This is a genomic window from Chitinophagaceae bacterium, from assembly GCA_016710165.1.
GTDB lineage: Bacteria > Bacteroidota > Bacteroidia > Chitinophagales > Chitinophagaceae > Ferruginibacter.
Window position 1 is genome coordinate 238602 of record JADJLJ010000004.1, and the last position, 22356, is coordinate 260957.

General features: G+C 44.4%; 19 protein-coding genes. 2 read left to right on the forward strand and 17 right to left on the reverse strand.

Annotated elements, in window-relative coordinates; genetic code table 11:
* Window positions 1–20: 20 nt before the first annotated feature.
* The 5 genes from IPJ02_15735 to obgE all read right to left on the reverse strand — a co-directional run bounded on the left by IPJ02_15735 (window position 21) and on the right by obgE (window position 3813).
* Window positions 21–554, reverse strand: a complete 534-nt coding sequence (locus IPJ02_15735; GenBank protein ID MBK7376934.1) for a hypothetical protein — start codon at window positions 552–554, stop codon at window positions 21–23.
* Window positions 555–633: 79 nt separating this feature from the next.
* Window positions 634–873, reverse strand: coding sequence for a hypothetical protein (locus IPJ02_15740; protein MBK7376935.1), 240 nt, complete (start codon window positions 871–873; stop codon window positions 634–636).
* Window positions 870–1802, reverse strand: a complete 933-nt coding sequence (locus tag IPJ02_15745) for a CPBP family intramembrane metalloprotease (GenBank protein ID MBK7376936.1) — start codon at window positions 1800–1802, stop codon at window positions 870–872. The genes IPJ02_15740 and IPJ02_15745 overlap by 4 nt, the downstream gene beginning before the upstream one ends.
* 87 nt (window positions 1803–1889) lie before the next feature.
* Entirely contained in the window at window positions 1890–2738 is an 849-nt protein-coding gene (locus tag IPJ02_15750) for a hypothetical protein (GenBank protein MBK7376937.1), read from the reverse strand.
* A 64-nt stretch (window positions 2739–2802) separates the two neighbouring features.
* The gene (obgE, locus tag IPJ02_15755; protein MBK7376938.1) at window positions 2803–3813 is read right to left on the reverse strand and encodes a GTPase ObgE; all 1011 of its coding nucleotides are present in this window, start codon (window positions 3811–3813) and stop codon (window positions 2803–2805) included.
* Window positions 3814–4102: 289 nt separating this feature from the next.
* On the opposite strand from obgE, the gene IPJ02_15760 reads away from it, so the two are divergent.
* Complete coding sequence (locus IPJ02_15760) at window positions 4103–4330, forward strand: hypothetical protein (protein MBK7376939.1); 228 nt, start codon at window positions 4103–4105, stop codon at window positions 4328–4330.
* On the opposite strand, the gene IPJ02_15765 is transcribed toward IPJ02_15760, so the two are convergent.
* From IPJ02_15765 to IPJ02_15820, 12 genes are all read right to left on the reverse strand, one after another.
* A complete protein-coding gene (locus IPJ02_15765) occupies window positions 4331–4921 on the reverse strand; it encodes a transferase hexapeptide repeat family protein (protein MBK7376940.1) in 591 nt (196 codons plus the stop codon).
* 38 nt (window positions 4922–4959) lie between these two features.
* Window positions 4960–5358: a four helix bundle protein gene (locus IPJ02_15770; GenBank protein MBK7376941.1), complete on the reverse strand. Its 399-nt coding sequence runs from the start codon at window positions 5356–5358 to the stop codon at window positions 4960–4962.
* A gap of 71 nt (window positions 5359–5429) precedes the next feature.
* Window positions 5430–5861 (reverse strand): hydroxyphenylacetyl-CoA thioesterase PaaI, encoded by a 432-nt coding sequence (gene paaI / locus IPJ02_15775; protein ID MBK7376942.1) that lies wholly within the window; start codon window positions 5859–5861, stop codon window positions 5430–5432.
* Between the two features lies 1 nt (window position 5862).
* Complete coding sequence (locus tag IPJ02_15780) at window positions 5863–6639, reverse strand: enoyl-CoA hydratase/isomerase family protein (GenBank protein ID MBK7376943.1); 777 nt, start codon at window positions 6637–6639, stop codon at window positions 5863–5865.
* 24 nt (window positions 6640–6663) lie between these two features.
* On the reverse strand, window positions 6664–7308 hold the full coding sequence (locus tag IPJ02_15785; GenBank protein ID MBK7376944.1) for an MgtC/SapB family protein: 645 nt from the start codon (window positions 7306–7308) through the stop codon (window positions 6664–6666).
* Window positions 7309–7341: 33 nt separating this feature from the next.
* Window positions 7342–7824 carry a phenylacetate-CoA oxygenase subunit PaaJ gene (gene paaJ, locus IPJ02_15790; protein MBK7376945.1) on the reverse strand — a complete coding sequence of 161 codons (483 nt, stop codon included), beginning with the start codon at window positions 7822–7824 and terminating at the stop codon, window positions 7342–7344.
* Window positions 7818–8609 (reverse strand): phenylacetate-CoA oxygenase subunit PaaC, encoded by a 792-nt coding sequence (gene paaC, locus IPJ02_15795; GenBank protein ID MBK7376946.1) that lies wholly within the window; start codon window positions 8607–8609, stop codon window positions 7818–7820. Before paaC ends, paaJ begins: the two co-directional genes overlap by 7 nt.
* 58 nt (window positions 8610–8667) lie before the next feature.
* Window positions 8668–9039 carry a 1,2-phenylacetyl-CoA epoxidase subunit B gene (gene paaB, locus IPJ02_15800; GenBank protein MBK7376947.1) on the reverse strand — a complete coding sequence of 124 codons (372 nt, stop codon included), beginning with the start codon at window positions 9037–9039 and terminating at the stop codon, window positions 8668–8670.
* Between the two features lie 12 nt (window positions 9040–9051).
* Window positions 9052–9468, reverse strand: coding sequence for a hypothetical protein (locus IPJ02_15805; protein ID MBK7376948.1), 417 nt, complete (start codon window positions 9466–9468; stop codon window positions 9052–9054).
* Window positions 9468–10412 carry a 1,2-phenylacetyl-CoA epoxidase subunit A gene (gene paaA / locus IPJ02_15810; protein MBK7376949.1) on the reverse strand — a complete coding sequence of 315 codons (945 nt, stop codon included), beginning with the start codon at window positions 10410–10412 and terminating at the stop codon, window positions 9468–9470. Before paaA ends, IPJ02_15805 begins: the two co-directional genes overlap by 1 nt.
* Before the next feature lie 87 nt (window positions 10413–10499).
* Window positions 10500–11180 carry a response regulator transcription factor gene (locus tag IPJ02_15815; GenBank protein MBK7376950.1) on the reverse strand — a complete coding sequence of 227 codons (681 nt, stop codon included), beginning with the start codon at window positions 11178–11180 and terminating at the stop codon, window positions 10500–10502.
* Between the two features lie 49 nt (window positions 11181–11229).
* Window positions 11230–13101: a hypothetical protein gene (locus IPJ02_15820; protein ID MBK7376951.1), complete on the reverse strand. Its 1872-nt coding sequence runs from the start codon at window positions 13099–13101 to the stop codon at window positions 11230–11232.
* Between the two features lie 371 nt (window positions 13102–13472).
* Here IPJ02_15820 and IPJ02_15825 point away from each other — a divergent pair, with 371 nt between their 5' ends.
* Window positions 13473–22328 (forward strand): hypothetical protein, encoded by an 8856-nt coding sequence (locus tag IPJ02_15825; protein ID MBK7376952.1) that lies wholly within the window; start codon window positions 13473–13475, stop codon window positions 22326–22328.
* Window positions 22329–22356 lie beyond the last annotated feature (28 nt).

Here is a 22356-nt window from a genome sequence, read left to right on the forward strand (position 1 = left end):
AATGGGGTAAGAAAGCTGCTTCAATTCATCTTTACCATGTCCTTTAAACTGAAGTCCTCATCCACCATGGGATGAACCCTTGTTTTATAATGAAAGTCCACCGAATTACGCAATGCCTCACTGCTTAATATCATCTTGCCGGTAAAGTGTTCAACCAGGGGCAGCAATGAAAGCCGGTCGTCTTTCAGCCGTAGTTCAGCAATATACACTCTTGCGTTGAGGCTGATATTCAGGAACTGTCTTCCACCCACGGTAGACATGAAAGCAGTACCTTTCAGTGAATCGGATTTGTAAATTTTATAACGCAGCAGGTCATCCAGGTTGCCGGAAAAGGAAATATCGTATTCTGTATCTGACCGTTTGCTCATGGTAAGGTAAACGGGTTCCTCCCTGTTGCTGCCCGGTTTATTTACAAAGCTGATCCATTTCCCCAATAAAGCTTCTTCCACGTAAATACCGGGTTGTTCGTCTAAAGTGTAAGGAGAGCTGTAGGGACAGGAGCAGAGTACAACAGGCAAAAGAAACAGTAACGATATTTCGAATACTCTTCTCATTTTTCAATGCATAAAATTAAATATGAATCCTTATAAATGCAATAGTAAAACCCCCTCCCGCAGTGCGTTCATATACCAGTCAAAAGATACTGTTTACGTACCCGCCGCTGCTTTTTGTACCTGTATTTTTTACTTCCGTGGCGGCTGAATTTATCCCAACGTGATGTATGCCCTGTTCGCCGGCTAAAAGAAAATTGCTGCAGGTATCCCCATCACAACAGGGGAGGGCATTTGTCTTGCATGCCGGGCATTGATAATGTCCGTGCACATGAACCAGTGCAACATCGGCCCCGCAGAAGATACATTTTACCTGCATCATTGATTTTTTACCAGGGACCCCAGCCAGCCGCCCAGTTCCATGCACCAGGCAATTCCCAGGTGAACAACCAATCCGCCCCAGATACTTTTTGTATTATAACTCACGATCCCCAGCAACAATCCTCCCCAAAAACTGCTGATCGCTTCCCCCATGGGTTTGCCAAAGTGAATGGCACAATAAAAACAGGCCATGGGAATGATGCAATGCTGACCACATATCTTCCATAAAGCAAGGATGAGAAAACCACGAAAGAAAAATTCGATGCTTATGAAATCAAAACCATAACAGCCTTCAAATACGGCCAGGCGCCAGCCCTTTGAAGATAGGCTTAATTGTTCAAGAAACTTTGCCCGGGGATACATTTCCAGGAAATCTTTTTGTGTGCTGGCCAGTGCGATCAGCGGCAGCATGGCTAAAAGTAACAGCAGGTATGGTTTAATATCCGGTATGGCCCTGCTTCCATAAAAAGGCTGGTTGTTTTTGTCTTTTATCAGCCATACAATGAATACCGGGATGAGCAGCACAAAGACCTTCACTACCCAGTTGCTGCATTGTATCCAGAACCTGCGTTCATCATCCGTGAACGGATCCCCGATCAGTGACTGGTGAAAATTAAAATTCACCCGTAGCGAAAAGAAGGCCGGGGCCAGGAACAGGATGAGCCAGAACCACGGGTTCCGGTAATACGAACAATCTTTGTAAAAGAACAGTTGCAGGAAAAAAGCAAGGGCAAAAGGAATGAAGTACAGAAGATAGTAGCCCGCAAAATTTCCCAACAGGGTTGCATGCCCGGCAGCATAATGGTCTTCTAATGAATGTCCGTAATTAAGCCAGATGAGAATGCCCAGCAGCAGCAATACAAGGAAAAAATAAAATGCATTGAATTCCTTTTGATGATACTCCCGGATGTATTTGAGAACAGGAAACAAGTTTTTGATAAAGATAGCCGATGACGGGTAAAAAAAATACAGCTCCTGTTTTTTGCAGGAGCTGTGCTATGTGTGAGGCTGGTTTGATCATTTGTAACCGATCCACTTGCGTTCTTCTATATTGAAAAGCCAGTAGATACCGTTTGCAAAGGCAAAGTTGAAGGATGTTTCCACCACGGCATCCGAAGGGAGTTTAAGTTTCTGTGTAAGGAACCCTGTTTTGTAATCATAGAGTTCAACCAGTTTATCGTTTGTGTTCAGGGCACCGATCTCTGCACCGGCAATACCTGTGTAAACAATGCTGGTATTGTTGTATCCTTCCGGTCCTTCATTCAATACTTCCTCTTCTTCATTCTTTTCTTCAATGCCCTGGGTCTTTGTGCGGCCCCAGTGCAGTGTGATCTTAACCCCTTCTTTTTCTTTGGCATCGGCAGTATTGTATGCAAAAATATCAAGGCCGTTCAGGAAGAGCACTTCTTTTTTACCGGGGTTGAAAACGCCTACACACTGATCGCCGGGCTGGTGTGTTCCTTCAAATTCTATATTGTATTCAGCCGGGATCCCTGTTTTAGGGTCAAGGGTATAGTTGAACCATCCGCTGCTTCCATAACCGTTCCCGCTGATCTTTTTAGTTGCTGTATTGTACCAAAGCCCCCGGGTATCTACCTGGGTGGTCAGGTCATCGCCGGAAAGCCTTTTGCCTGTTGCATTGAATACGGCATGCGGGTATTCGGTATTGCCGGCAAAAGAGGCATAGTATTGTTTTTTTAACGGATGCCAGGCCACGGAAGCTCCCCGGGTGCCGGGCATATCGTCGTCAGCGGTTTTGGGCATTTTAAGCTCCATTACTTTTTTCAGGGTTCGGCCGCCAACCTGCGCATGAAGAAGAAATGTTCCGCTCATGAACGCAAACATCAGCAAGAGGGTCTTTTTCATTTTATAAATTTTAATGCAAAAAACGAAATAAAACCGGTTATTGGTATACCGGGAAGCGGGTATTTTAAAGCCCGCCTTTCCCCGGTGAATTGAGTGTATTCCACAGCAGGTCCTTGAGTTCCTGCAGGCCCTGGCCGGTAACAGAAGAGATGAAGACATGCGGAACATTTGCGGGCAGTTCTTTTGCTATGGCTGTTCTTAACTCTTCATCCAGCATATCGCTTTTACTGATGGCGATCACAAAATCCTTCTGAAGCATTTCCGGGTTGTATTGCTCCAGTTCGCTGTGTAATATCTCAAACTCCTGTTTGTGGTTCCTGCTGTCGGCAGGAATCAGGAACAGCAGGATGGAATTGCGTTCGATATGCCGCAGGAAACGATGGCCAAGTCCCTTTCCTTCCGCTGCGCCCTCAATGATGCCCGGCAGATCGGCGATGCAAAAACTTTTACCATCACGGTACTCCACCATTCCCAACTGCGGAACCAGCGTGGTAAAGGCATAGTCGGCGATCTTTGGTTTTGCGGCCGTGATGCTTGAAAGCAGGGTTGATTTACCTGCATTGGGAAAACCCACCAATCCTACATCGGCCAGCACTTTCAGCTCCAGAATCTTCCATCCTTCCACACCGGGTTCGCCGGGTTGTGCATATTCGGGTGCCTGGTTGGTAGCGCTTTTAAAATTACTGTTACCCAATCCGCCGCGGCCGCCTTTCAATAAAATGATCTCCTGTCCGTCTTCCAGGATCTCTGCCTCTTTTTCGCCCGTTTCTTCATCCCGTGCAATGGTGCCCAGCGGTACTTCAATGATGATGTCTTTACCGTATCTTCCGGTGGAATTGTTCTTACTCCCGTTCTCACCGTTTTCTGCCAGAATATTTTTATAATAGCGAAGATGCAACAGCGTCCATAACTGCGGGTTGCCTTTTAAAATGATGTGGGCGCCCCGGCCGCCATCACCCCCATCGGGCCCGCCCATGGCAGTTAATTTATTGCGCATGAAATGTTTGCTTCCTGCACCTCCATGGCCGCTGCGGCAAAAGATCCTTATCTGGTCAACAAAATTTGATTTTTCCATCTGGCGGCAAAGGTCTGTAAAATTTAAGGATTAATGACGGGTTAACTTCATTTATGATTTTATTGGAGAGTTACACATCTAAATCGTAGTACATTTGTAAGAAGTAAATCAAAAGAAAATGATCAAACTGTTTTTTATCCCCGTTATTGTAATCCTGAGCTGCGGTTCGGTAAAGAAAAACCAGTCTGCTTCCAATATGGATTCTTTGAACCAACCACCGCTCACCGGGCAGGCCGGGAAAGATTCCATCCCTCCCTGTATAAGAAAAAAGATCGATTCCTTTAAAGTGATGCCAAAACATGAACAGCCGCAACGGGTAACAGAGTACAGTTACAAAGGCAAAAAAGTTTATTATGTTGCCATGCCCTGCTGTGACTTTTTCAACGAAGTATATGATGATACATGCAACCTGCTGGGTTCTCCGGATGGTGGTTTCAGCGGCAGGGGAGACGGTAAATTGCCGGACTTTTTTACGGAAGCAAAGAATGAAAAACCGGTCTGGAAGGCAAAGGACTGATCATTTGTTCTCATTCCAGGTCTTGTAAGCAGCAGGTTGTGATTCCCGGTCAGCAGGAACAGACCGCAGTGGTTCACAGGCTTTCCACGATTCAAACATCTGTTTCGGCAACTGCTGGTATAAAGCAGTCCCTTCTGTTTTCCACCGGATCATTTCATCGGTTACTTCTTTGATCTTTTTTGCCGGGTTGCCCACAATGACGCTTCTTTGTTCAAATACTTCATCCGCTTTGATAAAACTTAAAGCGCCCACAATGCATTCATCGCCCAGCAGCACATTATCCATGATCACCGCATTCATTCCTACCAGGCAATTCTTTCCAATAGTTGCTCCGTGTACGATCGCCCCATGACCAATATGTGCTCCTTCCTTTAATAAAACCGTTACGCCGGGAAACATATGAATGGTGCAGTTCTCCTGCACATTACACCCGTCTTCAATGATGATCTGTCCCCAATCACCCCGGATGGCGGCGCCGGGCCCGATGTAACAATCCTTACCAATGATCACGTTACCGGTAACGGTTGCATCCGGATGAATGAAGGAGGATTCATGAATTACAGGTATGAAATTGTTGAATTGATAAATCATAAGTAAAAGTACTAAAGTAAATAAGGTATATAAAGGAGTTAGATTTCGGATTTTTTCTTTTCTTCGTCTCTTTTCTTCCGGAGGTAAATCAGATAACCATTAATAAGCCGTTCAAGTTCTTTTGCTTTTGTTTTTAAAGCAGTGAGTTGTTCTACGGTAATATATGCTTCATCATAGGCATCTGTTAAGTGGTTTACAGTTTCCGTAAGTGAACCTCTTGACTGTATGCAAAAATGGATCTGATCCGGATATGTAAATCTCCCATGCCCTTCTGAAATAAGTGCATTAACGGATCTTGTGCTTCTGATCAACTGGTCCGCCAGCCTGAATTTTTCTTCTTTCGGAAATGTTTTAGTGAGTTCCCTGATCTCGTTTTTAAATAAGCGGGCCTTTTTCCAGAGTTCAAGTTCTTCAAAACCAAAATTTGTATTGTCCATAGTAAAATATGGGTTGACAATGTTTTCGGGTAGTGTATGAATTTGAGGATACCGTTTAAACTTTTTCTACTTTATTTACTAATTAATTTTTTATCCGTACGGAAACAGGTTCCCTTGAATATAGCTACCACATGATCTTTTTGATTGTGGATGGAAATATGGTAGAGGCCGGTACTTTTCCCGTTATGCATTTCTTTTGCTTCGGCGGTTAATACATCTCCTACATGGACGGGTTTTAAAAAATTAATGGCAGTATCCAATGCTACCGATAATACATTCCGGTTATTGCAGGCAAATGCAAAAGCGCTGTCGGCCAAAGAAAAGGCAATGCCACCATGTACGATACCAAAGCCATTGATCATCTCTTCCCGAACCGTCATTTTGATCCTGCTGTAACCTTCCCTTACTTCCAGCACTTCAACGCCCAGCCATTGGGAGAACAGGTCGTTCTTCATCATATGTGCTACCACTTCCCTGGCAAACTTGTCTTTTTCCGGGTTCATTTTATTTTCCTTTAAAAGTTGGATTCCTTTTTTCCAGGAATGCGTTGATGCCTTCCCCGTAATCTTCCGTGGCTGCGGCTTTTTGCTGGTACTTATCCTCCAGCGATAGCTGCTCTTCCCAGATGGTGTGGAATGAACTGTTTAGTGCGTGTTTGGTATATGCCAGTCCCTTTGTTGGCATTTGCGAAAGCGAGACGGCGATCTTTTTGCTTTCTTCCTCAAAAGTATCCGGTTCAAAGACCTTATAGATCATTCCAAGCCTTTCTGCTTCTGGGGCAGTTACTTTATCGCCGGTCATCATTAACGCACTTGCTTTTTGCCAGCCGATCAAACGGGGCAGTGTAAAAGTCCCGCCACTGTCCGGGATCAGCCCGATCTTGCTGAATGCCTGGATAAAGGATGCCGATGCCGATGCAACAACCACATCGCAGCATAAGCCGATATTGGCGCCGGCGCCGGCAGCTACCCCGTTGATGGCGGCCACTACGGGCTTTGGCAGGTTTCTTATTCTTCTTACAATGGGGTTGTAGTGCTCAGCAAGGATCTGCTTTATTTCAATTTTGTGCTCACCAACCAGTTCGCTGATATCCTGGCCTGCTGAAAAGGCCTTGCCGGATCCCGTGATATACACGCAACGCACTTCATGCAGCGAAGCCGCTTCATCCAGCTTTGCCTGCATCAGCAAAGCCATCTCCCTGTTGAACGAATTGAATTTTTCGGGGCGGTTAAGGGTTATGTAAGCAACACCGTTTCTTATTTCAAATAAAATGGAGGACATGGTAGTAGTTTTAAAATGATTCATTTACACATCAAAGCTTCTCACTTCTTTGTGGCCAAGCAGGAACTGGTTTACCAGGTCGTAATTCCTGTCGGGCGAGCTGATGCGGTAAAGGTAGATGGCATCGTTGTTCTCTTTTAGTGATTTCATGCAGCGGAAGGAAAGATCGTGCGAATTAAAAAAGTCTTCCAGCTCTGGCTGGAAATTTTTTCCTGATTCCACGGTGCGGATCTTATAATCTTTTACCCGGTGCAGCCTGTTTATAAAACGCTGTACCGGTTCCAGCACAAACAATGCAATGACCACCATGGCAGATACAACAATGGCCAGCGGGTAATTGTGATATCCGATCGCCATACCCAGGGCTGCTGTTATCCAGATGAGGGCAGCGGTCGTTAAGCCGTTGACCGTTATTCCTTCTTTAAAGATCACACCGGCACCAATGAAACCAATTCCGGTAACAATATTGCTTGCGATCCTGTCGGCACTACCGGCTGCAGACACTTCCTTGGAAAGAATGGTATAAAGACAAGAGCCTACACAGATCAATATCATTGTCCGGAACCCGGCGGGCTTGCTGCGGAACTCCCGTTCCAGCCCGATAACGGCCCCAATGACAAAGGCAATGGAAACCTGGGCGGCTTCTTCAAAATAAATGGAAATGTCCATACAAAAGATTCAACGATGATAAAGTTAAGAAGATTAATGGCACTTGAAATAATCAAATGGCTCTTTGCAGTCGTTACACTGGTACAGGGCCTTGCAGGCGGTGCTGCCAAATTCGCTGATGACCCTTGTATTGGCTGAGTGGCATTGGGGGCATTCCACGCCGTCCTTTGGGATCGCAAATCTTTTATCGGGGGCGGCAATGCCGTAAGCCTCCAGCTTTCTTTTTCCTTCTTCACTCATCCAGTCGGTTGTCCATGCCGGGGAGAGGACAGGGGTTACTTTTACATTTACAAAGCCCTTTTCCAGTAATGCCAGTTTGATGTTCATGGCGATCATATCCATGGCCGGGCAACCGGTGTATGTGGGCGTTATGATGACTTCGACCCCGTCTCCGTTTATCTTAATATCCCGTACAATGCCCATGTCGGCAATGGTAAGCACGGGAATTTCAGGATCGGTGACCGTTTCAAGTATCTGCCGGATAGTATTTATTCCTATGGTTGAAGAATCTACCATTCACTGTTGGGATAAGCTCTTTGCATGTACTGCAGCTCGGTAAGAATATAACCCAGGTGTTCAGTATGGGTTCCTTTTTTACCACCGCTCTGCATGAATACTTTTTCAGGAATGGATAATGTGGCTTCTTCAAAGACAGCCTTTACTTTTTCATCCCATTCCTTTTTGATGGATGAAAGATCAATACCAGGAGAGATCTCATAACCGGCAGGTATGAACATTTCACCGGTATAAGGCCATAGTTCCCGGACGGCTTTACTGATCCTGCTATGACTTTCTTCTGTACCGTCGCCCAGGCGTATCACCCATTCGCTGCTCCAGCGTACATGGTATTTTGTTTCTTTCAGCGCTTTGGCGGTAATAGCGGCTAATTGTTCATCATCACCCTGCTGCAGCATTTCAAAGAGCAGGTATTGGTATTGACTGAACAGGTATTGGCGCAGGACAGTCTGTGCCCAATCACTGTTCGGTTGTTCCACCAATAAAAGATTTTTAAATTCTCTTTCTTTTCGCAGGTAAGCCAGTGAATCTTCGGTGACCTCACCCCCAACCCCCTCTCCAGGGGAAGAGGGGGCTTTGGACCCTGTAGATTTGATGGTGTAATTATTTAACTGTGCCGCATACTGGTAAAAATTTCTTGATTGCCCGAGCAGGTCGAGCGAAATATTGGTGATGGCAATGTCCTGTTCCAATATGGGTCCATGTCCGCACCATTCACTGTTTCGTTGCGAAAGTATCAGTGTGGTATCGGCAAGATGTAAAGTATAATCGATCTGAGAATTCATAAAGTCAAAAGTTAGAAGTTAAAAACCGTTCTTATTTTGAGTTTTTACTTTTTAATTATTACATATGATTTACTTCATCCGGTAACTGGTAAAAAGTAGGGTGCCTGTAGATCTTATCTGCTGCCGGTTCGTATAATTCACCCGCTTCTTCGGGATTTGAGGCAGTGATGTATTTACTTTCCACCACCCAGATACTGATTCCTTCCTGGCGGCGGGTATATACATCCCTTGCATTTTCAATGGCCATGGCAGCATCGGCTGCATGCAGGCTTCCCACGTGTTTGTGATCCAGGCCCTGTTTGCTGCGGATGAATATCTCCCAGAGGGGCCACTCATGCTTTGATTCCGGCTTGCCTGTGGTTGTTGAAACTCCGGCATTATCCTCGGGGATATCACCGTAGTAAAATTTCCGTATGAATGTATGGAACATGGTTGATGGTATTTAATTTTTTACTTCAATGGTATAAGTCCTGACCCTTGCGGAGTCTTCTTTTGCAGTTTTGTATGACAGCAGCTTATACAGCCGCAGGGTAGTGATGCCGGTTTTTACGGGTGCCAGTACCAGTTCTTTTCCAACATTCCCTCCTGCCATGTCCCCGGGGTTATCATCCTTGCTGATAACGGTCAGCAATTTCACCACACCCAGGCTGTCATTTATTTCAAAACGCACAGAGCCTTCATATTCGCAGCCACGACAGATGCTTTCATAGATCACCAACGTATCGGAAGGCTTAACAAGGTTGATGCTGTCTGTTCTGAGAACGATCCTGTTGTCTTTACTTGTTACATTCTCCTTTTCACTATTGTTGCAACCGGTAAGCAGAACAACAAGGCCCGTGAACCATACAAATGACCTCATCAGGCAGCTTTTGTTTTTACCACATTCTTTTTTTTGGCATAAGCAGATGCTGCTTCCCTCACCCAGGCGCCTTCTTCATGTGCCAGGCGCCTTGCATCCAGCCGTTGTTTGTTGCAGGGGCCGTTTCCTTTCACCACCTGCCAGAATTCATCCCAGTTTATTTCACCAAAGTCATAATGCTTTCTCTCCTCATTCCATTTCAATTTATCATCCGGCAACCGCATGCCCAGCACTTTGATCTGTTCGGCGATCATGTCTACAAACTGCTGGCGGAGTTCATCATTTGTTTTTCTTTTTATCTTCCATTTCATACTTTGGTCGCTGTTGGTACTTTCGCTGTCTTTGGGACCAAACATCATCAGGCTGGGCCACCACCAGCGATCGATAGCATCCTGGCACATGGCTTTCTGCTCATCTGTTCCCCTGCTCAATACCAGCAGTGATTCAAATCCCTGACGCTGGTGAAAACTTTCTTCTTTGCAGATACGAACCATGGCTCTTGCATAAGGTCCGTAGGAAGTGCGGCACAGCATCACCTGGTTCAGGATCGCGGCACCGTCAACCAGCCAGCCGATGGCGCCCATGTCGGCCCATGTAAGGGAAGGGTAATTAAAGATGGAAGAATATTTTGCCTTACCGCTATGAAGGTCACTGATCATTTCATCCCGGCTCATGCCAAGGGTCTCCGCAGCGGAGTATAAATACAGGCCATGACCTGCTTCATCCTGCACTTTGGCAAGCAGGATAGCTTTGCGCTTTAAGGAGGGTGCCCTGGAGATCCAGTTTCCTTCCGGTAACATGCCCACCACTTCACTGTGTGCGTGCTGGCTTATCTGCCGCAGGTTTGTTTTGCGGTATGCATCCGGCATCCAGTCCTTGGGTTCGATCTTTATCTCTGCATCGATCTTATCCTGGAATATTTTTTCAAAATCCTGTAGGGACATAAGGGATCATTTAGGCTGTAAAAATAATACAAAAAAACTAACAAGTGTTAGTAAAATTACCGGCCGAAAGAGGAGGTCGTACTATTATTATACCCAGTTGTTTTTATGGGCCAGGCTGATGATCTGGGCTTTGCTGTTGACGTGCAGCTTCTGGTAAATATTCGCTATGTGTTTCCGGATGGTCAACACGCTGATATCCAGTATGGCCGCAATGCGTTTTGCGTCGTGCCCATTGATGGTATGAAGTAATATCTCTTTTTCCCGTTCTGTAACCAATGTATCCAGCAGGTGAGGTTCGGAGGCTTTTGTTTCTGTCTGTAAATGAGATTTACTCAGCATTTCAAAGGCTTTACGGGCAATGGCCGGGCTCATGGGTGCTCCACCGCTTTCCACTACATTGGTAATGGCATTGTGCAGGGCAATGGCGCTTTCATCTTTAAGTAAATAACCATGGGCACCTGCTTTGATGGCTTCAAAAATTTTGTCATCATCATCAAAAACAGTCAATACAATAAAAAAAATGTCGGGGTACATTAAACGGGCGAGGCTGATCGTTTGTACGCCATCCATTTCCGGCATTTCCAGGTCCATGAAAATGACCTGTGGCATTTTTTCTACCGGGAGACCTTTTAACTGTTCTAAGCAGTCGTTCCCGTTGACAGCCATAAAACAAAAATTCAGATCCTCAAACTGCTTTATTTTATCTGCAATGCTGCTCCGGTTCACGGCTTTGTCATCCACCAGTCCTATTCGTAAAGATTTATTCATTGTTTATTTGCTTATGCAATGTGTTGATTTCCTGTTTTCTTTTATATACTTAATTTATAGTAGTGTTTGTTAAAAGTAATTCCGTTCCCCCGTTTATGCCGGATGCTATGGATAACTGCATATCAATTTCCCTTGCCCTTGCCTGCATATTCCGGAGGCCATTTCCATTGGCGGTATTATTTTCAGGCATACCTTTTCCATCGTCAGAAATTTTTATCCGGAAGGTTTCATTGCTGCCAATATAAACAGTGATGCTGGCAGCATTGCTATGCTTTAATGCATTGTGCAGTGCTTCCTGCACGATCCTGAAAATATTCAGGGCGTTTTGAGAACTTATGCGGATATCATTATTTATTTCTTCAAGGATGTGAAACTGGATATTGGTATAAGTGGGCCGCAGTTTACTGATATAATTCTTTATACGGTCGCTGATTCCGGTAATGGTGATATGATCTTTATTAAGTACCCAGATAGTATCCCTCAGAGAATTAATAATCTCCTGGGAATGTTGCTGCAGGTTTTGAAGGGAGGCATTGCTTTTTTCAAACCCGTTGTCGGTTATCTTTTCCACGTCGGCACGGATGGCCGTTGCATAGGCCCCGATGTTGTCGTGCAGATCGGCGGCAATCCGCTTCCGTTCATGTTCTTCTGCGTCAATAATGGATTGGGCGGCCATTCTTTTTTCTTCCTGTAAGGCCAGTTGCATTTTAATATTTTGTTTACGGCGGTAATTTTTAAAAGCCAGCCAGATGATAAGCGTTGCCATGGCTGCAAATATGGCTGATCCGAAAAGCCAGTAATTTTTTATTGTCAGGTTTAGTTTTTGCTCCGCAATGGTTCTTTCCTTTTTCTGCACTTCAAATTTTGTTTGCAGCTCTGCAATAGATCTTGCAGAGTTAGCCTGGTAGAATGCATCTTTTGCCGCTATTATTTTTTCCAGGGTTTCTTCATATTTTTTGCTGTTCCCTTTTAACCGGTAACATTGAGCCAGACTGTTATAGTAAGAAATTTTCAATGCATCAACTTCATAACCTGTATTTGCCTGCGGGACTGAATTATCGGGCTTTAATGCACTTGAAATCAGGGCATCATTTAATATTTTAATCGCTTTATCAATATTGCCTGAACGGGTATAGATATTTGCAACTGCAAGTTGTTCGTTAGACAGCAAGAGCTTCCCTTCGCTTTTTTCCCTTATTGCAATACATTCCAGCATTGTTTCTTCTGCCCGGGAATATTCTTTTTTTTCTTTATAGATATTTGCTTTTACCCTGAGTGCATTGGCAAGAAAAAATAAATTTTCATTTTTTTTACAAAGTGAAATTGCTTTGTCAATATAAAATGTCGCTGAGTCTATTTGCTGCACCCAGCGGTATGTTTCTGCCAGATTAATATACAATACAGCCGCAACGGAATAAAAACGGGGGTCATCAGTAATAAACAACAACCCTTTAAAATACCAGTTAAATGCCTCGGGCACATGATCAAGGTTATAGTTTATTACGCCGACAGTGCTAATGTTTTTTGCCAGTACCAGTGAATCTTTGTATTGCTCCGCTTCACTGATTATTCTATATAATTCCGAAAGTGCGTCTTTGTAATTGGAAGCATCGCCAAAGCAATCGGCTTTTAATGCAGCCAGATTAAAATAAATGTCCCTTGTCGCCGGATCAGATACAGGGTTTTTCAGCAGGCAAGCTTCAACCAGTGCAAATGCACTATCAGTTTTTCCATGCCGCAGCAGGGCGTTTATAAATATAATTTCTGCAAGGCTTTTGGTTTTTTCCGTTCCGACTTTTGACGCCAGCGTTTTGGCTGACAAGGCATACCGGTATAGCGAATCTTTATTAATGCTGTGATGATACTCCCCCAAACTAATTAAGGCCTCCAGTTTTTTCCTTTCATTCGTTTCGACGGACACTTTTTCTTTTAAACTGTCAATGCTATGAGTTTGGCCAATACTTAAAAACCGATTCAGGAGAAAAAAGCAAAATATTAATATGGTTGACCTGGCATTCATTTTTACTGTTCCCTTTCTTTATTTGAAAGTAATAAAATTCCCTATGCTTTCCTATGAAAACAAGCTTCTACTACAAATTAAGTATTTCCCGCTGCGGTATTAAATCCAATTTTTATGGTGTCCAAATCTATCCTGTAGCAGGCTCCCGTATCCTGCGGTTTAGTTAGTAAATACCATGATTATTTCCTGCAGGCTGCAGGATGTATGAATCTAAAAAAATGATGATGTACAGATATATTTACCTGCTACTGTTGTTGTTAGCTACATGCCCAATGCCTGTTGTTGCTCAGAAAAAAAGCACTTATAAAGTAAATATAGCAGCGCTTGAAAGCAAAATTATAACACCTGTGTGGGCCGCTGTACCCGCTAAGGGTTTTAAAAACTACCCCGGTAATAATCTTATAGAATCCATTTGCGATACCATCACCCTTATCCGCCAGTCACAAATAGACAGTTTTAAAATATTGTACCCCGGATGTACATCTGTTCAGATACTGCAGATAAATGGCCAGGGGGCCAGTCCGGCTATTACCAATCTGGATTCGCTGAACAATATCCAGAGTATATCACAGAAATTAAAAATTTCTTACACTTCCATTTCTTCCCTCTCAGGCTTTTCGGCGCTTGTTTCCTTAGGGGATACACTTGAATTGGAATATAATTTTTCTCAAACAAGTATCGGGCTCAGCAACCTGACGAGTTTGGGCGAAATAATTATCCGGAAACTGCCTTTGCTAAACAGCATCGCCGGTTTGAGCAATACAATCGATTCCATTGGCGGCGTATATATTGACAGCACTGCGCTTACCAGCTTAAACGGTTTAGGAACAGTGGTGTATATAGATGGCCCGCTTGATCTTCGATATTCACCGCTTGTAAACCTGAACAGCCTTAGCAGCCTTGTTTCGATCAACGGCCCATTACGGCTTGAAGAATTAAATGCCATGACCAGCATCGGGCTCAGCAATCTTACACAGTTACATGCCATTCTTTTCAGCCAGTTACCGAACCTAACAAACCTGGGGCCATTGACGCATAACCTCACCAATACAAACATCAGTACTTTCTGGATGATAAACACAGGGCTTACCAGCCTTGCGGGGCTTGACAGCCTTACATCCAGCTTTAATTTTTATATCTGGTTTAACCCGGCGCTTACCAGTTTGAACGGACTTGAGCAATTAACCTCTGTAACGGGTTTCGGATTTTCCATCTGGGCCAATAATGCTTTAACCAGCATTTCTGCATTAAACAATATCACAACAGTAAATGATGGACGGATAGAATTCCGCGGCAATACCAGTCTTTCCAATTTTACCGGGCTGGGAAATATTACCAATATTGGTGACGGATTGTGGATCTGGGAAAACCCGAATATCACTTCTTTGGGTTTTATGAATCCTGCATTGGTGATAGACCCGGCAACCACGGAAGGTGTAAAAATCAGGGACAATCCGCTGTTATCTTTATGTTCTTTCCCACCTCTTTGTTTTTATCTTAATAACAGCGGGCCATCCGATATTCAGAATAATGCTACGGGTTGCAGTACAGCGGCTGAAATTCTGGCATCCTGCAACAGTTGTACAAACAACATATTAAAAACCTGGACAGGGTCGGTAGATTCAAATTGGGATGAAGCTGGTAACTGGAGTCCCGCCGGAGTCCCGACCAGTTGCGATACTGTCCGAATCCCTACCGGCCTTCCCAATTACCCGGTTGTAAATTCCAATATCACTACCGGCGGCCTTATTATGGAGTCCCCGGCATCATTGGATCTTGATAACTACAGCCTGTTAAACAATGGTACCGTAAATATTTTTGATGCAACGATCAGTTCTACTAATAATAACAACTCTGTCATTTTCAGAAATGCAACGGATCTTTCTATTGAAAATGCAACGATTTCAGCAACCAATATCAGCATCGAGCGTTATGGAGGGTCCCTTTATTTCATAGAGAATATACTTAACGGTAATGTTTCAATCAGTGACAGCATCATCAGGAATGCCCCGAATACGATCTATGGAAATATTTTTAATGGAAACCTGGCCATCACCACGAATAGCCCCGATGCGAATGCTGAAACTTTTATTTCGCCTTCGGGCTGGGGTTCAGATGAAGTGATTGGCGATGTTACGTTCAATATTAATGCCCCCGTTTTATTCCGGGCAGGAGATGGCAATTCACTCAAAATAGGCAAGGATCTTACTCTTAATAGCAACGTTGATCCGCAGTTCATCGAATTAAATGATATCAGCTTTACCGGAGGAGCAGAAAGCCATATCAGGCAATTGGGTACAACAGCTGTAACATTTCAAAATCTTTATCCTGAGAAATTCTCTCCACAGGCGTATATCATTCCTGAGCAGGATATATTTATCGGCAATGATGTTCCGTTTTCCAGTGGTATCATAAAAACAACTTCAACAAAGCGGATCATCTTTAATGATGGCGCCTTTGTCAGTCAAAACTCAAGTGGCAGTTGGGTGTGGGGACCTGTAAAAAAGATAGGTAATGGACCATTTCAATTCCCTACGGGGGATAGCCTGTACCAGGCCGTGATGAGTATTTCTGCCCCGTCTTTACCAACAGATGCTTTTACCGCACAATATTTCCGTATTAACCCAACTGCTGCCGGTTATGATACTGCGCTGCATGTTTCAAGTCTCACAAGGGTATCCGGAAGGGAATACTGGTTGTTGAACCGGGATAACGGCAACTCGAATGTGAGGGTAACACTCAACTATGATAGCACCCGCAGCAATCCTGTTACATCGCTTTATAGTTTACGGGTAAGCCCGTGGAACGGGAGCCAATGGACGAATGCCGGTGTTTCCTCTTTTACCGGGAATCTTGACGAAGCTTTTATTACTTCATTGGATACGTTGTCTGCTTTCGGGCCACTTACTTTTGGTTATGTAATGCCTCCCATTATTCCGGTTATTACCGTTGGTGATATGGACAGCGTTGTATGCCGTAATGTGGTTTTTAAAGTCCGCTATTCGGTGGATACATTCATGTATTCAAATAATACGTTCATTGCACAATTATCCGATTCAACAGGCAGTTTCAGCAGCCCTTTAAATATCGGTTTTAAGAATGGCAATAGTTCAGATTCGATCTATGCCCTTATTCCTGTTAATGTTTCTGTATCAAACGGATACAGGGTAAGGGTGATTGGCACATCGCCTCCCGATACCAGCATCAATTCAAAACCGCTTTCTGTAAGAGCGGCACCCCTGGTGAGTTTTACTGTTACAGGCCCCACCCCGGGATGTATCAGCTCCGGTATTCATACCTATTATGCAAGTCAGAAAGAAGCCGGGGTAAATTACAACTGGTCGCTCAGTGGCGGCGGAACATTTACTACCAACCAGGATACAGCCTATGTTACCTGGACAACAACCGGCACTCATACAATAACGTTGGGTACATCTAATCTGTGCGGCAGCGGGCCTTCTGCCAATAAACAAGTTACTGTATGGTACCCTGCACCCACTGCGCTACCTGTACTAAACAATACAGGCCGCTGGCTCTATGCCTCTGCTCCCGATGCCAGCCAGCATGCAACAGGGTTTCATTGGTATAGAAATGATACTCTGGTCAACGGAACTTTTTCATCTTCCTATTATGCGTCTCTTGCGGGCAGCTATAAAGTGAGGTACTTTAATCTTTGTGGCGAAAGCCCGGCCTCGAACGTGATTTCATTTACAGCCAATTCAATTCCGCAAACAATAAATTTCCCGGCCATACCTGACAAGACATATGGCGATGCTCCGTTTGTTCCCAATGCCACGGCAACATCAGGCTTACCGGTTTCGCTTACTTTAATAAGCGGCCCGGCAACGATCAATGCACAAACAAATCTCTTAACTATTACGGGAACCGGGTTGGTAACAGTCCGGGCAAATCAAATTGGAGATAATGTGTACGATACTGCAGCACCGGTGACAAGAAGTTTTACGGTAAATAAAGCTGCACAGATCATAACATTCCCTGCCATACCCGAACAGGATATCAGTAATCTTACTGTTACTTTAATGGCATCAGCCACATCGGCTTTGCCGATCGGGTATAGTATTGTATCGGGTCCTGCAACCGTTTCTGGAAATATCCTGGCACTTACCGGTTTGGGAACCGTAACGGTCAGGGCTTCTCAAAACGGAGATACGAATTATTTACCTGCAACACCTGTTGAAAGGAGTTTCTGCACAAGGGTTGCTGACCTGGCCAGCATTTCGGGTTACACCAATTTATGTCCGGGTACGGCAATGTATACTATTAACAATATACCCGGCGCAACTTATTTATGGCGGATCGCAGGAGGAAGCACCCTTCCATCTACCACCAATACTACGAATGTGACATGGACAACCCCGGGCACTTATTCACTCATTGTTTCGGCAAGCGGCCCTTGCGGGGCAGCAAGTAATAATGATACATTGGTAGTGCATGTAATTAACAGTATTCAGCCGGATTCTGTACAAAGCATGCTGCCGCCGAATGGAGCGATCAATCAGCAGTTGCCGCTAACGCTTTCATGGGTGCCGGCGCAGCCTGGTTTATTTTACACCTTCGATCTGTATCTGTGGCGTGCCGATCTGCCGCAACCAGGTACTCCGTATGCGGCTAATCTGACAACCATAAATTATATCATCCCGGTAAACAGCGGGTTAACTACAAACCAGCCGTATAAATGGATGGTTGTTTCTCACAATGGTTCCTGCACGCAAATTAATACAGGGCCTGTTCAGGAATTCACATTAATACCATTGCCCGACCTGGTAGTGCAGAATGTGCAAGCGCCCACAACCGCCTTTTCAGGTCAGACCATTTCCATAAACTGGACGGTAAAAAACAACGGACCCGGTAACACTACTACCAATCAAAACTGGACGGATGGCGTATTCCTTACGTTTGATACGCTTCCTAATTTTTCAATACCTCCTCAAACAAATCCCCTGCTATGGGGCCAGGCAGATTTCCCTTCCAGGCCATTGCTTATTGCTGCAAAGCCCAATATAAGTGCATTGAATAATGGTCAGCAATATACCAATTCCGTGAACTTTACATTGCCTTTAAATTACAGCCTGCCTTTGTATGCCTATGTCATTACAAATTATCCTTCGGGTAGTAATGCACCACAGCAGGTTACGAAGGTCAATGATACGGCAAGAGCTCCCCAGCCCATTACTGTTACCCTTTCGCCCACACCGGATCTGCGGGTAGATACTGTATTTACACCCACTACCACTTTTTCAGGCAGTGCTGTTAGCCTGACCTATAAAGTAAAAAATTACGGGGTACTTACACCGCCCGGTGCTGTGTGGACAGATAAAGTATATATTTCTCAAAGTCCTTTGTTTAATATAAGTACAGCAATTCCGGTAAAACTGCCTAAGCCTAATGGAACCTATTATGACAATGCCAGCAATGCATTTGCTACAAATACAGGTCAACTACCTGCAGACAGTACGTACACGAGGAGCATGCAGGTTATAGTACCTAATTATATTTTTGGAACCTGGTTCATATATGTTCTTGCCAATGTGGGCGATACTCTTTATGAGGGAGCTTTAAATAACAACAATGTAAACCGGAGCCAGGTACAGGTATTCCTTACACCAACGCCTCATTTAAAAGCAACTTTATTATCATTGCCTGTAACTACGGCAAGTACCACACAGCCCATTGGCGTAAACTGGAGTATTACGAATGCGGGCTTTAATGATAATATAGAAAAAAACAAAGGGCATTATTTTGTTGTCAATGGTAACTGCACGATCCCGGGTGCAGCAACACAAGGCATTTCTGTTACAGACAGTTTGGGTTTTGGTTCCAGTTTCTGGGTAGACAGGATCTATTTGAGTACCGATGCCGGAGGGCTGAATATTGCCAATGCTGTTTTAGTTAACGAAACTGTTCAGGGAGTGCCAAACTCAGGATCAGGTTCGACTGAGACCCTGGTAACATACCCTTGCCAGCCAGGGGGTACAAATCCGGGTCAGCTCAATATAAATACATTCAATGTAATTAAACCGGGATCCAATCATCCCAAGGCAGGGAACTTCACTATTCCATCCAATTTACCGCAGGGCAATTATTATGTGTATGTGTTAGCCAATGCTTCTAAATCTGTGTTTGAATATCCCGGCACACCCGAAACAAAAAGAAGTACACTGCCCATTGCTGTTCAGCGCCCCGATGCGACCGTATCAACTATTACAGTGCCTGCCAATAGTACTGGAGGACAGGCTCTTACTATCAATTACAGCATTCTTAATAATGGTCCCGGTACCGTATTTAATCATGTAAGAAGGGATAAGATCTATGTAAGTGCTTCGCCGGTATTTAATGGCAGCGCACAATTAATAGATTCTGTAACCTATACCGAAGATCTGCCCACAGGTACAGCCGTGCCACATACATATAATTATACGTTCCCGGTATCAACATCCGGTACCCGGTATTTTTATGTGCATACTAATTTTGACAGCGCATTCAGGGAAACCAATCCAGCCAATAATATCAGTGCTGCTGCAACTACGATCGTTACTTCTGCAGCACCGTGCGACCTGGTTGTTTCAAATATTCTGCTGGCAGATACGGTGTTCACCGTTTTTTCGGCAAGTATAAAATATACAGTAGCTAACAACGGAACTGCTGCCACCACAGGCACCTGGACAGACAGTATCTATATAAGCTGCAGCCCGGCATTTAACCCCACCACCAGTTACTATATTGCCAAAAGAAGCCACAGTGAAACAGTGCCTGCCGGAAGCAGCTATACCGATTCGTTTAATGTAAATATGCCTTTTGCCTTTTACATCAACAGTTGTTTCCCGCAAATAAATAGTAATACGGCCTATTTCTTTATTAAAACAAATGCCAACAATGCCGTGTATGAAGGAACCAATGGAAATAATAATATAACAGGGACCGGAAGCAGGGTTTTAATTAATCCATCTGTTGATCATATTGTAACATCGGTGACCGGTCCGGATACAGCAACGGTTGCCCGGCCATACCCGGTCAGCTGGACGGTGAAAAACATTGGATATAATCCCGGCCAGGGTTATTACAGCGGATGGTACGATGCCATTTATTTTTCTCCTGATTCCCTGTTTAATAATAATGCCGTGCTGGCTTCGGGTTATTTTGAATCTACCCCATTAAACACCAACCAGGTTTATGGTGATACCAGGAATGCGGTACCACCAAATATACCAACCGGCGATTATTATGTATTTGCCCGGACAAACTATTATCCTCCTTATGGAATAGCACATGAAACGGTGCTGAACAATAATGGTAACCTGATTCGAAATGGGGCAGGGGAAGCTAAAAAAATTCATGTTGTGCAGCCGCAACTTCCCGACCTGACAGACAGCATAATATCTGCCCCTTCATTGATCGCTGTTGGCCAGCCAATAACGGTAATACACCGGGTCACCAATAATGGGACCGGGGTTACTTACCCGGCTAACTGGAGCGATGATCTGTGGCTTTCACCCGATTTCATTCCCGGAAATAACGGAAGTGATTTTCTGTTAGCCGGAAAGAATCATGTGGGGGCACTGCAACCCGGCCAGTCTTACACAGATACCTTTACTGTTACCATTCCTATGAATGTCACCCCGGGTAATTATATTTTAATAAGCCGGGTAAATGCGACCCATAATTTAATTGAAAGCAGCAATACGAATAACCTGGCCTTTAAATACGCAACCATTTACAGCCCGGCGCCCTCTGACCTCATCGTTGAAAATATAGTGAAGCCTGATTCTGTATTCCTGGGCTATACACTTGATACGGCTAAGTGGGTAATAAAAAATATTTCTCCCAATGCTGCTGTTGGGGCTTCTTCGGATGGTATTTATTTATCAGCAAGCAGTTTGCTGGATTCCACTGCCGTGTTGCTGGGTATTAAAAACAAGACCATCAATATGGCCCCCCTGGCAACAGATACGATCCGTATGTCGCCGCTGGTAACCAACGTAACCGAAGGAAATTACCATGTAATTGTGAAAACAGACCTGCTGAATAATATTGTGGAGAGCAATAAGGACAATAATACAGGAATAGCTGTTACGCCGCTTTATGTAAAAGTAAAAGAACTGCCGCTTAATGTTCTTACGCCGAATACACTTCATACGATCAGCCGGTTTTATAAACTGGTGGTACCCGATTCATTAAGCGGCGCCACTATCCAGGTAGTACTTAAATCAGGCGATTCGCTCACGATGAAGAACCAGGTGTTCATTGGTAAAGGTTATATACCATCCGCCGCCCACTTTGACTATACATACAGTACGCCCAATTATGGTAACCAGGAAATTGTAATGGCATCCGTAACAACCGGGGTGTACTACATCACAATCCGTTGTGCATCTGTAAACCCGGTGGTACAGAACATTACTTTAAAAGCAGTGAAGTTGCCATTTGCTATACTTAATGTGCATACTTCATCCGGTGGAAATTCGGGCAATGTAACTGTTAAGATCAGTGGTTCATTGTTTGTCAATAATATGACTGCTAAACTCAGCAAGCCGGGTACTACCATTGGTGCATCGGCGGTTTATTTCATTAACAGCACTACGGTATATGCCACGTTCAACCTGCAGGGCAAACCATTGGGTATTTATGATGTAACCTTAACCAAACCCGATAGCAGTATTGCAATATTGGCCAATGGATTCTCTGTAGTAACTCCCAACAACGGCGGATTGATCACGGGAGGAGGTGTAAATACGGGTCCGGGTAATGGCAATGCACCGGGTTGTGCACCGGGTGCAGCCAGTGGTTTAAACTCACAACTCGTTACAGAGATCGTGGCGCCGGAAAGGGTATTGATAGGCTGGCCGTTTGTAATACAGATCAATTACAATAACCCCACCAATGTGGATATACCTGCACAGGCTCGGACATTATACAGCGATCACAATGTATTGATGGCGCTTACGCCGGCAGGGGTTGCCAATGGTACTACTTCCTTGTATTTAGAACTAACCGAACAGGGAGGGCCTCCGGGTATCATACGTGCCGGTGGTTCGGGGTCTATATTGATCTATTCAAAAATGCACCTGAGCCTGCCCAGAGGCACGGTCATTCTGTTTAACCTGAAATAAAAGTATTTGACAATAAAAGATATAACAC